Consider the following 14,738-nt stretch of genomic DNA (forward strand, 5'->3'; position numbering starts at 1 on the left):
GCTGCTAGGGTCGGCGTTGTTCGACCTGATCCAGCAGGTATCGGAAAAACGCTGGTAGGGCGAACTATCTATCTCGGGATGCCGAGAATCGGTGCGGAAGAGGCGGTGACGGCTGCTGATGGCTGGGCATTCGCCGCCACCTCCGAAGATCAGCGAAGCTGAGAGAGTAGAAGGACAGGGGGCATGACTCGGGAATTGACCGTCGAGCAGATCGCGAACCTGGTGCCAGATCCGATCATTTGATCTCGTTCGGGAGCTGCACGCGGCCGAGGAGGGGAGTGGGGATCACGATGTGACTTCTAATGTAAATGCAACAAGGGCTTAAAGGCTACTACAGGGCAGGGAGATCAGCCCCCGATCCGACCGGCTGGGCCGGGTTGAAAGGGCGGAGCGGGGGCGGGTGATAACATACCCCTTCGGCTTTAGCTTTCTCACTAGCAATTGTTCTTTTACCGCTCGATACTCGCTGGGACTTTCATGGCGCAGTTGGGGATCAAAGCCACACGATGCTTCCGGAAATCAACCTGCAGGGGGACGTCGACATCGCCGCGCTGTCACCACTTCTTCGCGGCATGCTTCTTTCGGTTGCCTATGCTGACGGTGAGGGTGGCATAGGATTGACGGCAACCGGCGCCATGAACCGCAAGTTCGTGCATTGGGCCGCCGTTAACTTCCTCTGGCCCGACTTTACAGCCGAAGACCTCTACAGCATGCACAAGGTGCTCAATGAACGCGACATGCCGCCGCTCTGGGTCGTGCGCGACATGACCCGTCATCTGAAGCTGCTTCGTCGGAAAAAGGATGTGCTGCTGCCAACCAGACGCGGCCGCGAGTTTCTGGTGAACCCTAACGCCTTCTTCGATCTGGTCGCCACGGATTATCTCTATTCCTACATCCACGCCACCGAACGGGAAGAGGAGGTGCAAGCGCGGTTGCGCTGGTGGCGCATGTTCCTCAATCTTCTCAATATCAAGGCCAGAGAAGGTTGCACGCCAATGGAGGTTGTGAAAATCCTCTATCCAGATCTGGCGCCTCTTTCGGAAACCGAAATGACCCTGGAAGCCTGGGAGCTGAAATCCGATCTAAAATACGGCGTCTTACGGCGCTTGTGCTGGCTCGGCTTGCTCTATGAAGCAAGAGAGGGCCTCACACTCTTCCAGGACGGATCCTTCCACAAGACACCGCTTTGGTCCGCATGCCTGCAGCTGGAATCGGATACGCAAAGCGACATCGGCGTCCATTGACGATCTCTATTCTGCTGCTGGTTGCCTAATAACGCTTTCTCTCGCCGCGCAATCACTGCAGGATCATTCATGAAATCCGTCCTCCGCCCCGGCTTGCCGTCATTTGTTTACTTCACGCCTGAACACTTCAGCTGGGGTGCGGAAACCAAGGCATTTTCTCGGCGTACTGTTCAACCGATCGATCAGTGATCGTATCGATTCATCAGGAACTGACAGGACAGCAGTATCCCTCGGCAGGTAACGCCGAATCCGCCGATTCATGTTCTCAACCGAGCCTTTTTGCCAGGGCGCAGACGGATCGCAGAACCATGCATCGGTTCCCATTCCTTGCTTCAGTCGCCGCCAGGAGACGAATTCAAATCCGCGATCAAACGTCAAACTTTGCCGGGCATGCTTGGGCAGGGGGCTGAGCACGTTGATGAGCCGCTCCATGATCGGCTTGGACTGCCGGTCGTTGTTCTTGAACAGCATGGTGAACCGGCTCGTCCGCTCAACAACCGTTGCCACATTGGCATTGCCCTGAACCCTTTCGAAGATCATGAGATCGGCTTCCCAGTGACCGAATTCCTCGCGATCGTTGATGGCTTCCGGCCGATGTTTGATCGAACGCTCATCTGGAAAGACTGGATTCTGCGGCTTGCGAGCATATCGCGGCCGGCGCTTTCTCCGCCGTTCCGGGAGAAGCCGCGCGAGTTGCTGCCGTTGTCCTTCTGGTGAATAGACATACCGGTAGATCGTCTCGTGACAGACGCTTGCCTTGGCCGCTGGTTCGATCTTCAGTCGTCCAGCAATCTGTTCCGGCGACCAGCCGGATTCCAACTTTCCGATCACTTCGTTCCGCAGATCCTCGCGACGAAAGAGCTTACCGATCCGCCGGCGCCTGTCGCGCGCCATGTCGTTGGCGGTCATCGCCCAGTAGCCCTCGGCATCGGGGAATTCCTGATCGTGCCAGCAGTTGCGTTTGATCTCCCGGGAGATGGTCGCACGGTCCCGGCCGAGGCGCCTGGCGATCTCAGACTGGCTAAACTTCTGATCCAACATCCTGGAAATCGATCGGCGTTCGTCAAAACTCAAATGGGAAAAGGTACGGATCAAACTATGGCTCCCGAAAAGCAGGCAGCTTACGCCTTTGTTGCAGTTCGAGATAGAATGTACCCCTCTTACAACACCATGTGGCGTAATCTATCTTATGGAACACCCGAGCGGTTTCATATCTGTTGCTTTTGTTGGCTGAAAATCGAATGCCGAGTTTTCCCAAACTTAACGCCTTGGCTTTCTGTCCATGATGCGCTTGTTGTATTTCGCCACCAACGCTGGTGCGGCAGCAAATACGCGTTTCTCAATATCGTCCTTCTGCTTATCCGACACTGCGCCAGGGCTATGTTCGCTTAGCGCTTGATTGACTTCTGCACGAGATTGACCGTGCTCTCCGATGCTTTCGGCGATCACGCGATCCTCGACAGCTTTCCAGTCCACCCTTGCTGGTTCAGTAGTTGCGAGTTCTTGAGCCGCAATATTGCCAAGTGTACTTCTCGCGCCAACCGACTTCTGTAATGCCACAATTCCGGTAACACGTTTTTGGAACTCCTCATCTTCATCGAAGCGCGGCGGAAAGTAGGACCGTTTGGCCACCTCCTGTGTACGCTTCTGAGCAAGGAACGACGTGACAGAGGGCTTTGGGGCGGCAATCTCCCCTTCCGTGAAAAGGTTGGGGAACAGCCGCTCGCGGTAGTCTAGCGGGAAGGCTAAGCGTACGGGTGTCTTCGGCGAAGCGGACTTCAGGAAACCATGATCGAGCAGCGCCTTCAATGTGTTCCGCGCAGTACGGTCGGGCGACTTCGTGATAAAGCCAATATCGCCGCGATTTATCGAGCCATGTTTGAGGACGGCTGAGATGACGTCCGGAGCACGCTTGTCGTCGATAACATCTTCTACCAATTTGCGGTAACGGCTTTCGAGCGTGTCAAAAGAGAATACAGCATTGGAAAACTGAATCTGGTCGAGGGCCACCGACAAGAACCATTCGCAATAGTCTTGCAGAGCCTTTGCGGACAGGTTTCCTCGACCGTCTCTATCGTTCATGCGTTGCTGGTCGGCATGATCCATCAGCCTTTTGTACTCGCCCTTGTCCTTCAGTCCACGGGCTAGACCACGCGAGATCGACCACAATCCTTTCCCGCCTACACCTGCTTCCTGAGCCATAGCGTGCGACATCAATCGGCTCACCCGACCGTTTCCGTCCATAAACGGATGGATGAAGTTAAGCCGGTGATGCGCGGCAGCGATGGCAACAATCTTGGTTGTCGCCCCCACCTGGGTGGACGCGTAGCGCTTGGAAAAGTAGTCCATGAACGCTTTGACATATTGAGAGGACGGCGGCTGGTGTCGACCGACGGAAACATCGTCGGCGCTCTTTGATCTGAACGCGCCTGGAACGATCTCGACCTTAGGTCCTTCACGGCCTTCGACGAAGCGGAATTCCTCCGGCATCTCCTCATAGAAGCGGCGATGTACCCAAACGATGAACTCGGACGATGTCGGTGGAGGCAATGTGCCATTTCTGTTCAAGCGATCAATTTCCCGCTGAACGATTACATGTGCCCTTGCTTCCAAGGCCAGCGAACGAGTGGCCTCTTCAATCTCAACGCCCGCTAGTGCTCGCTCGATGTCCTTGGGACGTGTATTGTGACCTTCGATCAAGTTTGAGTAGTAGCAGTTCATTACCCTTACGAGATCGGACAGCTCGAAGGCCGACTCGTTGTGAAGGCCCTGGCCGAGCTTTGCAGATGCTGCCTGAATCTCCACAACGAGATCAGAGATCGAGGAAGGAATGCTATCCTCGAAAAAAGCCGGTTCAATGCGGGTTGGAACTTCTTCTGCCAATTCTTGCCGATCTTTGAAACTCTAAAACACGATGATATTTAGTGGGTTAACCTGCTTATTTCAAGAAAATTGCCGATGTTGATTGCCGATTTTCGAAATTTGCCCCATGTTGGGATTTTTGCCGATCTTTAGCATCCATGTTGTGAAGATAAATCAGCTACTTATCCTAGGTCACAAGGTGAGACTTGCCGATGTTTATTGCCGATCTTTGGCCAACAGCACCTACCTGACCATCCAAATGAACGCACCTGGCAGGCCGGTCGCCCAGACAGTGATGCTCTGTCGGGCGTGGAAAATCCTGCAGAATTATTCTTCATGTCGTTCAGCGACGACTGTTGTGCCTTCCTTATTCCCCATGAGCCAGACGTGTCCGTCGGCTGCCTCAAGGTCGTAAAAGGCACGCTTCCCCAAAGCTTTCTTGTCCGTAAATTGCTAACCAGACAGCGCCTTGTCGAACTCGCGTGGGTCAATCGCAAACGAGCAGGTGACGATAACGTCAGTGGTGGCGTTGGCGTTGCAGTCAAGGTTGCGAACCGACGGCGGCACCCGAGAAATGTTTAGAATGAACGCCAAGCGGTCCGGATCCTTATTGCGGTCCCAGTGGTTCAAAACCTTCGTGTTGCCCCAACCGAACACAGCAGCGCCGGCCAGAAATATTAGACCGTATTTGAGCTTCAATTCTCTCCCCGTGGATGCGCCTTCGAATTCTACCAGGTCGTGCTTGATTATTCCTAGTTGCTTCTGGACGTCGCTGCAATTGAGCACTTCCTTCAGGATGACGCTATCATTAACTCCATTTGCTCGGCTCCAAAAAAGGCAACATGGTGTTCGTGAAGCTGATCATCTCAACGAGGTCATCGCCCTGACCCCAAAGGCGCTGGAACCAGATCATGGTCTCGCCTTTTAGATATTGAACCAGGTCACGGTCAGCTAGGCCGTCATGACCCGACTGACCTGTGCCCTTCCCTGCCTTCACTGGAGATGGTAGTTGTCCGAAGCCAATCTGGAGGCCGGTAGTGACTTCTGATCGTTCCGTCCGTTTGCTCACCGAACGCCTCGTGCTACGTCCCACGGTGCCCGCCGATATCGAACGCGCCGTCGAGATCAGGTCCAACCATGATGTCGCCCGCAATCTCGTATGGGCAACGATTCCGCCTGACGTCGAAAAAATGACCAACTGGTTCACCGGTCATGCCGAGGAGTGGCACCAAGGCTCCGCCTACCGACTAGCGGTCACCCTTGACAGCCGTTTGATTGGCATCTGCGACGTCTTCGACGTGGCCGAAGGTCAGGGCGAAATCGGCTACTGGCTTGGCCAAGCCAGTTGGGGCTGCGGGTTCGGCCTAGAGGCTGCAGAACGGCTGGTTCGATTCGCTGTAGAAGACGTCGGTCTGATCTCATTGAGGGCCGGCTGCGCGGACGACAACACAGCTTCAGCGGCGATCCTTACGCGGCTGGGCTTCACTCGGCTGGAAGACGTTCAGATTTTCTCCAGGTCCCGGAGAGAAGAGATCGTTCGGCGTCGCTTTCTACTGACTGTCTAACCGCCGACGCTTTCCTCAAGGGATCGGATATCGGCACGTTCAGGGTAACGGCTTGTCGTAGTTGGCACCTTGAAGGATATGGTCTTCGTGGCGAAGGAGAAGCAACAGAGGCAGTTGCATTGGTAAGCAACATCCTCATCTTTGTTGCAAATGCAGGCAATGTGAAAAGCAACAAACCGCCCAATTTGTCCACCACAACACCCAACTCAGCCTAACGGCGGCACAAACCGTTGCAGAGCAGAGGTAGCGCGTCACTCACTCACCCAGCTTCAGTGCCGAAACCGCACTCTTTGGAACAGCAGAGCGGTTTTGAAGTTGTTGCTTTTTCGGTTCTAATGACCTTTTAGGACAATCGTCTGAAACCGGCGTGAACGGTCATTTAGCTGTTGCGTTCTCGCGCTACATCGAAGTGTAGCGCGTCCTTTCACCTGCACCGCAACATGCCACTCAATCTCAGTTCGACATCGTTGCCGCCAGCGACGGCTGGTTTGATCAGCGCTGGTTCGTCCGGGAACCTCGGCGATGAAACCGTCCTTGCGACTGTCGACACGCCGCACTCCTCTTGACGCTTTGCCTGAAAACCGAACCGTCGCGGCGGCAGGTCCTACTCACTCAAGAGATCGTCGAATGCGCTGCCCATCCATTGAGAGCGTTGTTATTGACAACAACGCCAGAGTGTTGTTATCAATAACAACAGATGGCCAGACTGATCGAGAAATCGCGAACGGTGATCAATGACAAGACGTATTTTGAGGTCGTGTTATGGCACCTACCCAACCCGGTTCCGGGCAGCACGCACCCGTTCAAGTATCGGCTGGCCTTCGTTGTGAACGGTGAGTGCGTTCTCCGCTACGACAATGAGCGTGGGAAAGGCGATCACCGGCACTTAGGTAACCGCGAAGGAGCCATCGAATTTACGTCCCTTGAAGCACTTTACGATGCCTTCCAAGCTGACATGGAAAGGATGCTCAGATGACAACTTTGACTGTGCGCTTGAGTACCATAGGGGATGCCAAGGCTCGCTTTGTCGAGGCCGGAAGGCGGGCGCTTGCAGGGGAAACAGCAGAGGCCGTACCTTCGGTCAACTTCACCTCCTACGATGACATGCACCGAGTGCTCGCGCCTTCCCGCCTCGCTATCGTCAAGGCGCTCGCGGGACACGGGGCGTTGTCGATCCGCGAGGTCGCGCGTCGGGTCAACCGCGATGTGCAGGCCGTTCATCGTGACGTGACGACGCTCGTCAATGCTGGTGTCATCGACCGGACAGAGAATGGAATCGAGTTTCCCTATGATCGCATTCATTTCGAATACGATGTGAGCGCCGCAGCGTGATGAGGAAGTGTTGGCACTGATCGGCTACGCGCGTTTCCACCCGCGAACAAACCGTCGCGGCACAGCTCGACGCGCTTCGCAAGGTCGAGTGTATCCGCATCTTCGAGGAAACCGCCTCGGGCGCGAACCACGATCGGCCGCCGCCCGGTCATCATGCCCCTGGTCCGATCCAGGCTCTTGGACAGGACCAGCTTTACACCGCCGTCACTCGGGCCGTCGAGACCGTGGTTTTGGTCGGGGATCCGGACCTTCTCAACGAGGTCGTCTCCATGGCTCCGAGGAGCCTGGAACGGAACAGTGCCCCGAACTTCGAAACGCCGTAAAAAAAGGAACAATGGCCTTGGCACGGCCGCGCTACAGTGCCGTTCATTGTTGCGAATCGTCTCCGCATCAAGAGCAACAAACGCCTCAAAATCGGTACAGCAACACCGAGATAGAGGGCGTGACGTCTTCAGCCCTGCCCTGGCGAGCATTCATCCACTCACTCACTCAGCTACAGGAGCCGAAATTGCACTCTTTGGAACATCTAGGCGGTTTGATGGCTGTTGCTTTTGAGGCTGAAACCGCGTGATCGGCGACTGGATGCGCCTTCGAATTCTAACAGGTCGTGGGCTAGATTATTCCTTGTTGCGTTCGGACGGCGCTGCAATCGAGGACTTCCTTGAGGATGAGGCTATCAATACCCTCCATGTGCGCGGTTCCAAAGAGCAACATAACGTTCGTTCGCGGATGTCCATGTCTTCGGGATCAGGCATCTGGCATCCCTTCTGAGGTTACGGCCACTCCTCCTCCTGCCAGTCGCGGGCCGCATGGATGACGCGGACGATCACTACTGCCTCGTCCGTGAGCGCGTAAGCGATGACGTAAGGCAAGCCCGTCACTACCTTCTCGTAAGTGCCAGTCACGCGCCCCGGCCTGCCGGTGGCGAACTCACTGAGCCTGTTGCCCGCGTCCTCGACGGCGTCAACGACCCGCTCGGCTGCATCCGGATTGTCGTCGGCGATGTAGGCGAGGATGTCGAGATAGTCGCGGTGTGCGTCAGCCGACCAGACAACTCTCCTCATCCTTGCGCTTTCTTGCGCCGTGCTTCCGCAATTATCTGGCGGGCTTCAGCTATCGCTTGCTCGTGCGGGACGACGCGGCCAGCCTTCACGTCGGCCAGCCCGCGCTGGATGCCTTCAATAATGGCAAGCTCGCGCTCGACATAGGCCGAGACCGCCTCCCCCGCGAGGAAGGATTTGCTGCGCTTCGTCCCTTCGGCGATCTTTGTCAGCTTGGCCAAGGTTTCTTCCGAAACACGGATCGTCATCGTCGCACTCATGCTACACTCTCCGTTGTGTTTACATGTACACACTATAGTACGGCATGCCGGTTGGGGGTCAAGGCTTGGCTGGCGTTCCCCTGATGACAGCCATCGCATCGGCGTCCTGTCAGCACCTCGGCGACGACCTGTGCGTGACCGGCCTCGCATGCGCGAGCCTATAGAGAGGCAGGCTGCCCCCCAGTTCAGCGACGTATGAAAAGCAACACTCGGCTGTCTCGCCGCTGCAACACTGGCAAAGATGTTGCAGCTTCTTCTCGGACAAGAAGCAACAAACGCCTGAAAAAGAGGTGCAACAGCAGGTTCGAACTCCGGTGGCGGAAGTCTATGCCGAATAAGGCATCGCCTTCGCTCGCTCACCCAGCTTCATTGGCGAAACTGCACTCTTTGGAACTGGATTAAGACGTGCGGAACGTGACCAGGCGATTGTTCAAGACCCAAGCTAGCGCGAGATGGTTACGCAATCTGATTCTAGTTCCGACTATAGCCGCCGCCCACTGGTCTGGGCGGGCAAGTCGCTGGCGGCCAATCAACACTACGGTCCAGTTTTTGGATGCTAATCGCGGCCAATGCACGGCTCGGTCGCATTGACGAGGCCCGAAGACATCTCGCCAGTTTGCTCGCTATTTCACCCACAATCTCTGTCGCCAGCATACGCGAAGGTCAAGCCGCCAAAATTCCGGGTCGGATCGAGCCAATCCTGGAAGGACTACTGCTCGCTGGCATGTGCGGAGGCGAATGAGGCCACGACGTTGGCGTTGCAAAGCGCTCGTTACTATTCCTCGGAAAGGATCAGGTTTATAATTTTCCCGCCAAAGATTTAGCTTGGGGAGGGACCGATGCGCGGGCTGATAGGAAGCGTGGCGATCTACTTTAGCACTCTTGCAATGTCCTACGGCGGTCCGCTTCACGATGCCGCCAAGACCGGTGATTTGGTCGCACTAGCGGCATTGCTGGATGCTGGAACAGACATTGAGGAACAGGACAAAGGAGCCACGCCTCTCGTTGTCGCGGTGCGTAGCGGCCATGCCGATGCAGCAGAAATTCTGATCAAGCGCGGGGCCGACGTGAACAAGGAGTCCGCACTTGGATTGCCTCTTACTGTTGCCGTCCTGACGGCGTCTCCGGGCCTCGTCCGATTGCTGGTTGCGAATGGCGCCGACCCCAATGCCGCCGCGCGTGGCGAGCGTATGTTGCATTTCGCGGTCGCCAGTAACTGCCTCGACTGCGTCAAGGCGCTCGTTGAAGCGGGCGCAGACGTCAACGCCATCTGGGTGCGGGGTGATCCCAAGCGCAACCCCTCTATCATAACGCCTTACCACCTCGCGAAACATGACGATCATGCGGATATTGCCGACTACCTCCTGAACAACGGCGTCATTGTTCAGAAACCCCAGCCGATTTCAGCGAAACTGGCGAACGGCGATCCGACCAAAGGGGCAGCTTTCTTCGCCTCCAATTGCGCCAATTGCCATGTCATTGGCGTGAAGGACCCGCCAAGAAGGGGCCCGAACCTGTGGAATGTCGTAGGACGCAAGAAGGCCTCGACGCCGTTCGGCGGCTACTCCAAGACGCTGAGAGGCTGGTCAGGTTCTTGGACTTACGAAGACCTCAACATCTTCATCGCCGGTCCTACACTCACAACACCGGGGGTAGATATGGACGTTCGCGGCGCGCCCGACGAAGCGGATCGACTGAACGTGATCGCCTATTTGAGAACGCTCAGCGACTCGCCCGTTCCGCTGCCCTGACCGGCTTCTAGAGGAGAGGAGAGATAAGGCGGTCTACAGCGTGGAGCTTGAGGTCTTGGAATTTCTCCAAGCCGTCTGAAAGTCGAACATATCGTACGCAGTAGAACCCCCGTTTTCATACGCTTCCATCGTCATCATTTGGTCGACGAAGTTCACGGCGGCTCCGGGTGCTGCTCTCAATTGGGACAAGCTCAACCCAGCAGCCTATTGGCGCGCGGATTTGGAATCGGTGTCACAGGCAGTGCTTGGCGGATCCGTTCGGAATGTGTCAGACCATCAACGCCGTAGAGCGCGAAATTGCCCTGCATCAGATGGTAAACCTTCCCTCGCTATCTCGAAAGATCGATGGCACACTCGCCCCGAGGGACTACTGCTCGCGGGCATGCGCTTAGGCGACCGGTTACCGCATCAAAACGAGATCCGCTTTCCAACAGATAATGGGACGATCTTGCTGTCGCCAAAAGCGTTCGCCAGCGCGTTCATGGCTCGCCACCCGGTGCAATGGCCCGCAGCGATGGTGGCAAGGTCGAACGACGCCAACGCTTCGACGGTCGCCGGGATGATCCGCTCGTTCTGTCCGACAAGATGCAGCCCGCCCACGACGGCATGGAGCGGCACACCGGGAAGGCTCGACTTTGCGTGCGTCAGTACATTGATCACGCCCGCATGTGAGCAGGCGCTGAAAATGACCAGGCCTTTCCCGGTAACGTTCACGGCCAGGAAGCGCTCATCCATCATCAGCTCGTCCTGCACCCATTCGCTGCCGTCCGTTGACTGCCGATATTGGCCGGGAAATCCCCGTTCGAAAGCGGTCACGCGGTGTATCTCGCCGCTCACGTAAGCCGATCCTTCCAATAACAGCTGCGGCTCCCTCGTATTGACCGTGGCTGCGCCGAAGGAGGCAAGTTCTTCCAAGCTGGCCACGTCTTCCATGAGGCGCAACGACCCATCTTGCCGCTTGAGGGCACGTTTCCCGAACATGTCCGGATGGACGTAGCAGGCGACCGGATTGCCCCCATTGCGGTCCCGGATGAGTTGCAAGGCACAAAGCATCGCTCCGCAATGATCCCAGTGGCCGTGCGATAGAACAATTGCCTCAACACGCCCAAGCTCGACGCCAAGCCGCGCGACGTTCTGCTCGAGGACGCGGTCTTCGGGACCGGTGTCGAATAGTATTGTTCTCGTGACGCCTCCTTGATGAATGGTAACGAGACAAGCCAGACCGTGGGCCGCGCAACATAGGCATTTGCCGCCCATGATCCACATCCCACGACGCCGCCGCTCTATGGCCGCGATCTCCGTCTCCACAAATGAAGGCACCGTGGAAAGATTGTCTGTGAGATTGTCGACAAGAACCCGAACCTCGACGCTGTCAACCGCCATTAGCCCGTTCATCAGACCCTCCGTGCCTCGAAATGTCTGTGGGACTGGTTACCAACCTGACTGCGATTCTATCACCGAATGCGCGGTCCCCCAAACAAGGCGTCACGCCCGCGATGACGCCGGCGCGGGTCTTCTCGCGCTCAACACCAGGGACCGAAACAGGGGCCACTTGCCTCAACGATGCTTAGAGAAGAACCACAATCGAACCTCGTCGCCTGGCACCATAAGGGCTGTTTGCATCGTCAAGGCTGTGATGCACCGGCGGCCTTTCGCGTTATCTGAACCGATCCCGATTATGGTCACTCGGTCTTTGATGCCTGCTCGTGATAGCTGTCCGCTGCAAGGTTGTCCCCGGCAACCTTTGCAAGGGTAGCCAGATTGTAAAGCGTGTTCCTGTCGCCCGGCCGATGTCGCAGAGCGGCGAGATAGTAAGTTTCGGCACCGGCGAAATCGCCGTTTTCTTGGAGAAGGATCGCCAGGTTATTGAGTGCCTCGACATAGTTCGCGCGTGCCCGAATCGCCGCCCGGTAATGCGCTTCTGCTTGCACACGATCTCGGCTTTCGAGAAACATGGCATAGTTGAAATGAGCTTCCGGAGATTCGGGTGACGCTTTGAGCGCCGCTTGATAGTGATGGTCAGCCCTTGCCGTATTGCCTCCTGCTTCGAGGAAAATAGCGTAGTTGTTGTGGGCTTCCGCAAAGCCGGGGCGAAGCTGAAGTACCGCTTCGTAATGGCGTTCAGCTTCGATCCGGTCGTTGCTGCGCTCGAAAAGGCCAGCAAGGCGCAACCACGCGTCGACATATTCCGGTCGAAATTTTATCGCGTCTCTGTAGTGTATCTCTGCCTGATCGAGATCGCCCCCCTCTTCGAGCAGAATCGCGAAGTTGTAGTGTGCTTCGGGATAGCGAGGCCACAACCGGAGTGCGGCGTTGTACTGATCAGCGGCACCAAGTTGATCACCAGATGATTTCAGCAGTACCCCGAGGTTGTTGTGAGCTTCGGGATAGTTCGCGCGAAGCTCCAGCGCCCGCTCATAGCATCGGCGTTCAACTTCCGTGGAATTGCCCTCGCCGACCCGTTGCTGCCCGACCCCCGTGAGGAACCAATCTTCGGCCGTCATCCGATCCTCAGGCCTCGCAGCAAGCGCCGTGTGGTCGATCGAGATAAGACGATAGAGCTGTCGCCTCGGCAGGAAGTCGCCCTTCAACTCGCAAGTCTCCGCCTCCTCAAACTCGTACGCAGGCAGGTCAATCAGATCTAGAATGGTCTGGGTGACGAACAGCGAGTCGGGGGAGGCACAGGATTCAACACGTTTGGCTATATTGAGGACGCGGCCGATCCACGCATCGCTGTCTTCGATGCGCGAACATTCGCCGAAATGGCAGCCGACCCGGATCGGAAGGTCGTCGGCGCTGTCTTTCGTCAAATATCTCCGACGCTGTTTCCAGAACGCAATGAGTTTCAATCCAAAGTGGACTGCGACGTCGGCGGATTCGAATAGAAAAAGATGGCCGTCCCCTGTAAAGTTCTCATGCCGCCTCCCATACTGGCTGGCGAGAGTCTGGGACAGATACCGATACTCGGTGATGACGTTTGTTACCGCGTCACGCGAGACTCTGTTCCAGACAACCGAATGCCTGACTAGATCGGTGAAAACGGCGGCGAAGTAGATGTCCATGATTCACTTGCCAGAACCACCTGTGAGGTTTCCATCATGCCACAGTATATGGTTGAAAGACATCTGCCTGGCATCACTCCGGAACAGCTTGGCGCAGCAGCTTCCCGAGCAAAAAAGGTCACGGCCGAAATGACCGACCAAGGAACGCCAGTGCGCTATCTACGTTCGACGTTCGTTCCATCGGAGGAAAGATCCTTCTGTCTCTTCGACGCGCCGACAAAGCGTGACGTCGAGGAAGCGAACAGGCTCGCTGAAATACCCTTGGTCCGAATTACTGAGGTGAGGCACATAGCGGCGGAGGACGTCTCGTAGCTGACGCGCTGGACTTCACCAGTGCGCATAGGCGGATGCTTTAGGATCGAAACAGATTTTTGTACTGTGAGGGCTGAGATCTGAGATATTGCGGAGGCGCCGACACCTGCCCTCCAAGAACGGCTGCTGCGTGCCAAGGCCAACGACGGTCGTAGAGCGCGGCTCTTGCTATTGCGATGAGATCCGAGTCTCCGGTAGACACAATCTCCTCAGCCTGAGCAGGCTCCGTTATCAACCCTACGGCGACAACCGGGATCTTAATCTCATTCTTGATGGCCCGTGCAAGCGGAACCTGATCTTCCCAGGCTTCCGAACTCAGCGGCCAGCCGTGGCTGAACCCGATGGGATCGCCAGCGCCCCGATCGTTGAAGAAAATTTCTGCACAGACTTTCGTTTGTAGGCGGTGTTTAGACCGCATCTTTCGGATCAGTGCGTGATTGCTTAAAGTTACGCCGCGATGATTGGGCGAGCGTTTCGATGACGAGAGCGGCGAAGTTTCCGGCATGGGAGGATACGATTTGAACGAGACACAACACCTGTGGGAATGGCGCGAGAAGATCGCAAATCTCTACTACGAGGTACGTTCTAGCCCGGACGTGGTTGCTGCCTGGAGGCTTTGGTGCGACACCCGTTCGACCCTGTTTCGCGACCATCCTCAGTCGCCAATCGAATTGGCGGACCGCAAGACGTTCGAAGGGCCGACGACATTTTCTTATGATCCCTCGTTGCGCTTGACGGTACAGCTTGTCGCAGTCACGCCGGAACGGATAACCGTCGCAACAGGAGTGGATGGTGACCTGTCGATGCATGCGTTCTCTCGTACATCGGGGCTGGAGGCCAGATTGGGCGGCGAATTAACCCTTTACTGGATTGAGGGTTACGGCGGTGGCGTGTTCCTGCCGTTTGTCGACGCGACCTCAGGGACCGAGACATATGGCGGTGGCCGATATCTCTTCGACACCATCAAGGGAGCTGATCTCGGAGTTGTCCGTCCAGACGGCGCATTGATACTCGATTTCAATTTCTCCTATTTTCCTTCGTGCGCCTATTCTTCCCGTTATGTCTGTCCATTAGCGCCATCGGACAATCGACTGAAAGGCGCGGTGAGAGCCGGTGAACGGCTACCTGTCTCGAAACGATAAGCGCCGAGTTCAGAGGCCTTGAATCTCCGTAGCCGGGCATTCAGAAGTCGTCGCCGTGCGCGTATTTCCGTTCCGAATAATACCGTTGTGACAGAGATCTTTCACGCGCAACGCCAATGAACGGTATGATCCGGTTTGAGGCGAGCC

General features: G+C 56.4%; 14 protein-coding genes and 2 pseudogenes. 8 read left to right on the forward strand and 8 right to left on the reverse strand.

The features are described 5' to 3' along the window. The first annotated feature begins 506 nt into the window (after nucleotides 1-506). Nucleotides 507-1,244 carry a hypothetical protein gene (locus tag C934_RS0124895; RefSeq protein WP_018859279.1) on the forward strand — a complete coding sequence of 246 codons (738 nt, stop codon included), beginning with the start codon at nucleotides 507-509 and terminating at the stop codon, nucleotides 1,242-1,244. A 99-nt stretch (nucleotides 1,245-1,343) separates the two neighbouring features. Here C934_RS0124895 and C934_RS0124900 read toward each other — a convergent pair whose 3' ends face one another. The 3 genes from C934_RS0124900 to C934_RS0124910 all read right to left on the reverse strand — a co-directional run bounded on the left by C934_RS0124900 (nucleotide 1,344) and on the right by C934_RS0124910 (nucleotide 4,805). Continuing rightward, nucleotides 1,344-2,339, reverse strand: a complete 996-nt coding sequence (locus C934_RS0124900; RefSeq protein ID WP_026372059.1) for an IS30 family transposase — start codon at nucleotides 2,337-2,339, stop codon at nucleotides 1,344-1,346. Nucleotides 2,340-2,504: 165 nt separating this feature from the next. Further along, a complete protein-coding gene (locus tag C934_RS32525; RefSeq protein ID WP_018859281.1) occupies nucleotides 2,505-4,127 on the reverse strand; it encodes a Fic family protein in 1,623 nt (540 codons plus the stop codon). A 432-nt stretch (nucleotides 4,128-4,559) separates the two neighbouring features. Continuing rightward, entirely contained in the window at nucleotides 4,560-4,805 is a 246-nt protein-coding gene (locus C934_RS0124910) for a hypothetical protein (RefSeq protein WP_156828792.1), read from the reverse strand. 338 nt (nucleotides 4,806-5,143) lie between these two features. Here C934_RS0124910 and C934_RS0124920 point away from each other — a divergent pair, with 338 nt between their 5' ends. The 4 genes and pseudogenes from C934_RS0124920 to C934_RS36510 all read left to right on the forward strand — a co-directional run. Next, nucleotides 5,144-5,671, forward strand: coding sequence for a GNAT family N-acetyltransferase (locus C934_RS0124920; protein ID WP_026372061.1), 528 nt, complete (start codon nucleotides 5,144-5,146; stop codon nucleotides 5,669-5,671). A 697-nt stretch (nucleotides 5,672-6,368) separates the two neighbouring features. Beyond that, complete coding sequence (locus C934_RS0124925; protein WP_018859285.1) at nucleotides 6,369-6,647, forward strand: toxin-antitoxin system TumE family protein; 279 nt, start codon at nucleotides 6,369-6,371, stop codon at nucleotides 6,645-6,647. Further along, entirely contained in the window at nucleotides 6,644-7,003 is a 360-nt protein-coding gene (locus C934_RS0124930; RefSeq protein ID WP_018859286.1) for an HVO_A0114 family putative DNA-binding protein, read from the forward strand. The genes C934_RS0124925 and C934_RS0124930 overlap by 4 nt, the downstream gene beginning before the upstream one ends. 80 nt (nucleotides 7,004-7,083) lie before the next feature. Continuing rightward, a pseudogene (locus tag C934_RS36510) lies at nucleotides 7,084-7,326 on the forward strand (hypothetical protein); the annotation flags it as partial. 450 nt (nucleotides 7,327-7,776) lie between these two features. On the opposite strand, the gene C934_RS0124940 reads toward C934_RS36510, so the two are convergent. Together C934_RS0124940 and C934_RS0124945 are read right to left on the reverse strand one after the other, a co-directional pair. Continuing rightward, the gene (locus C934_RS0124940) at nucleotides 7,777-8,067 is read right to left on the reverse strand and encodes a type II toxin-antitoxin system RelE/ParE family toxin (protein ID WP_018859288.1); all 291 of its coding nucleotides are present in this window, start codon (nucleotides 8,065-8,067) and stop codon (nucleotides 7,777-7,779) included. After that, nucleotides 8,064-8,324 carry a CopG family ribbon-helix-helix protein gene (locus C934_RS0124945; RefSeq protein WP_018859289.1) on the reverse strand — a complete coding sequence of 87 codons (261 nt, stop codon included), beginning with the start codon at nucleotides 8,322-8,324 and terminating at the stop codon, nucleotides 8,064-8,066. Before C934_RS0124945 ends, C934_RS0124940 begins: the two co-directional genes overlap by 4 nt. 839 nt (nucleotides 8,325-9,163) lie before the next feature. On the opposite strand from C934_RS0124945, the gene C934_RS0124950 reads away from it, so the two are divergent. Further along, entirely contained in the window at nucleotides 9,164-10,075 is a 912-nt protein-coding gene (locus C934_RS0124950; RefSeq protein ID WP_018859290.1) for an ankyrin repeat domain-containing protein, read from the forward strand. A gap of 408 nt (nucleotides 10,076-10,483) precedes the next feature. Here C934_RS0124950 and C934_RS0124960 read toward each other — a convergent pair whose 3' ends face one another. Next, on the reverse strand, nucleotides 10,484-11,332 hold the full coding sequence (locus C934_RS0124960; protein ID WP_245268004.1) for an MBL fold metallo-hydrolase: 849 nt from the start codon (nucleotides 11,330-11,332) through the stop codon (nucleotides 10,484-10,486). A gap of 425 nt (nucleotides 11,333-11,757) precedes the next feature. Then, a complete protein-coding gene (locus C934_RS0124965; protein WP_018859293.1) occupies nucleotides 11,758-13,137 on the reverse strand; it encodes a tetratricopeptide repeat protein in 1,380 nt (459 codons plus the stop codon). A 36-nt stretch (nucleotides 13,138-13,173) separates the two neighbouring features. On the opposite strand from C934_RS0124965, the gene C934_RS0124970 reads away from it, so the two are divergent. Beyond that, nucleotides 13,174-13,449: a nickel-binding protein gene (locus C934_RS0124970; RefSeq protein WP_018859294.1), complete on the forward strand. Its 276-nt coding sequence runs from the start codon at nucleotides 13,174-13,176 to the stop codon at nucleotides 13,447-13,449. A 40-nt stretch (nucleotides 13,450-13,489) separates the two neighbouring features. Here the strand turns inward: C934_RS0124970 and C934_RS0124975 are convergent. Further along, a pseudogene (locus C934_RS0124975) lies at nucleotides 13,490-13,744 on the reverse strand (oxidoreductase); the annotation flags it as partial. Nucleotides 13,745-13,952: 208 nt separating this feature from the next. On the opposite strand from C934_RS0124975, the gene C934_RS0124980 reads away from it, so the two are divergent. After that, on the forward strand, nucleotides 13,953-14,591 hold the full coding sequence (locus C934_RS0124980) for a DUF1684 domain-containing protein (protein WP_026372063.1): 639 nt from the start codon (nucleotides 13,953-13,955) through the stop codon (nucleotides 14,589-14,591). The last annotated feature ends 147 nt before the right edge of the window (nucleotides 14,592-14,738 follow it).

Source organism: Rhizobium sp. 42MFCr.1 (assembly GCF_000377185.1).
GTDB classification, from domain to species: domain Bacteria; phylum Pseudomonadota; class Alphaproteobacteria; order Rhizobiales; family Rhizobiaceae; genus Rhizobium; species Rhizobium altiplani.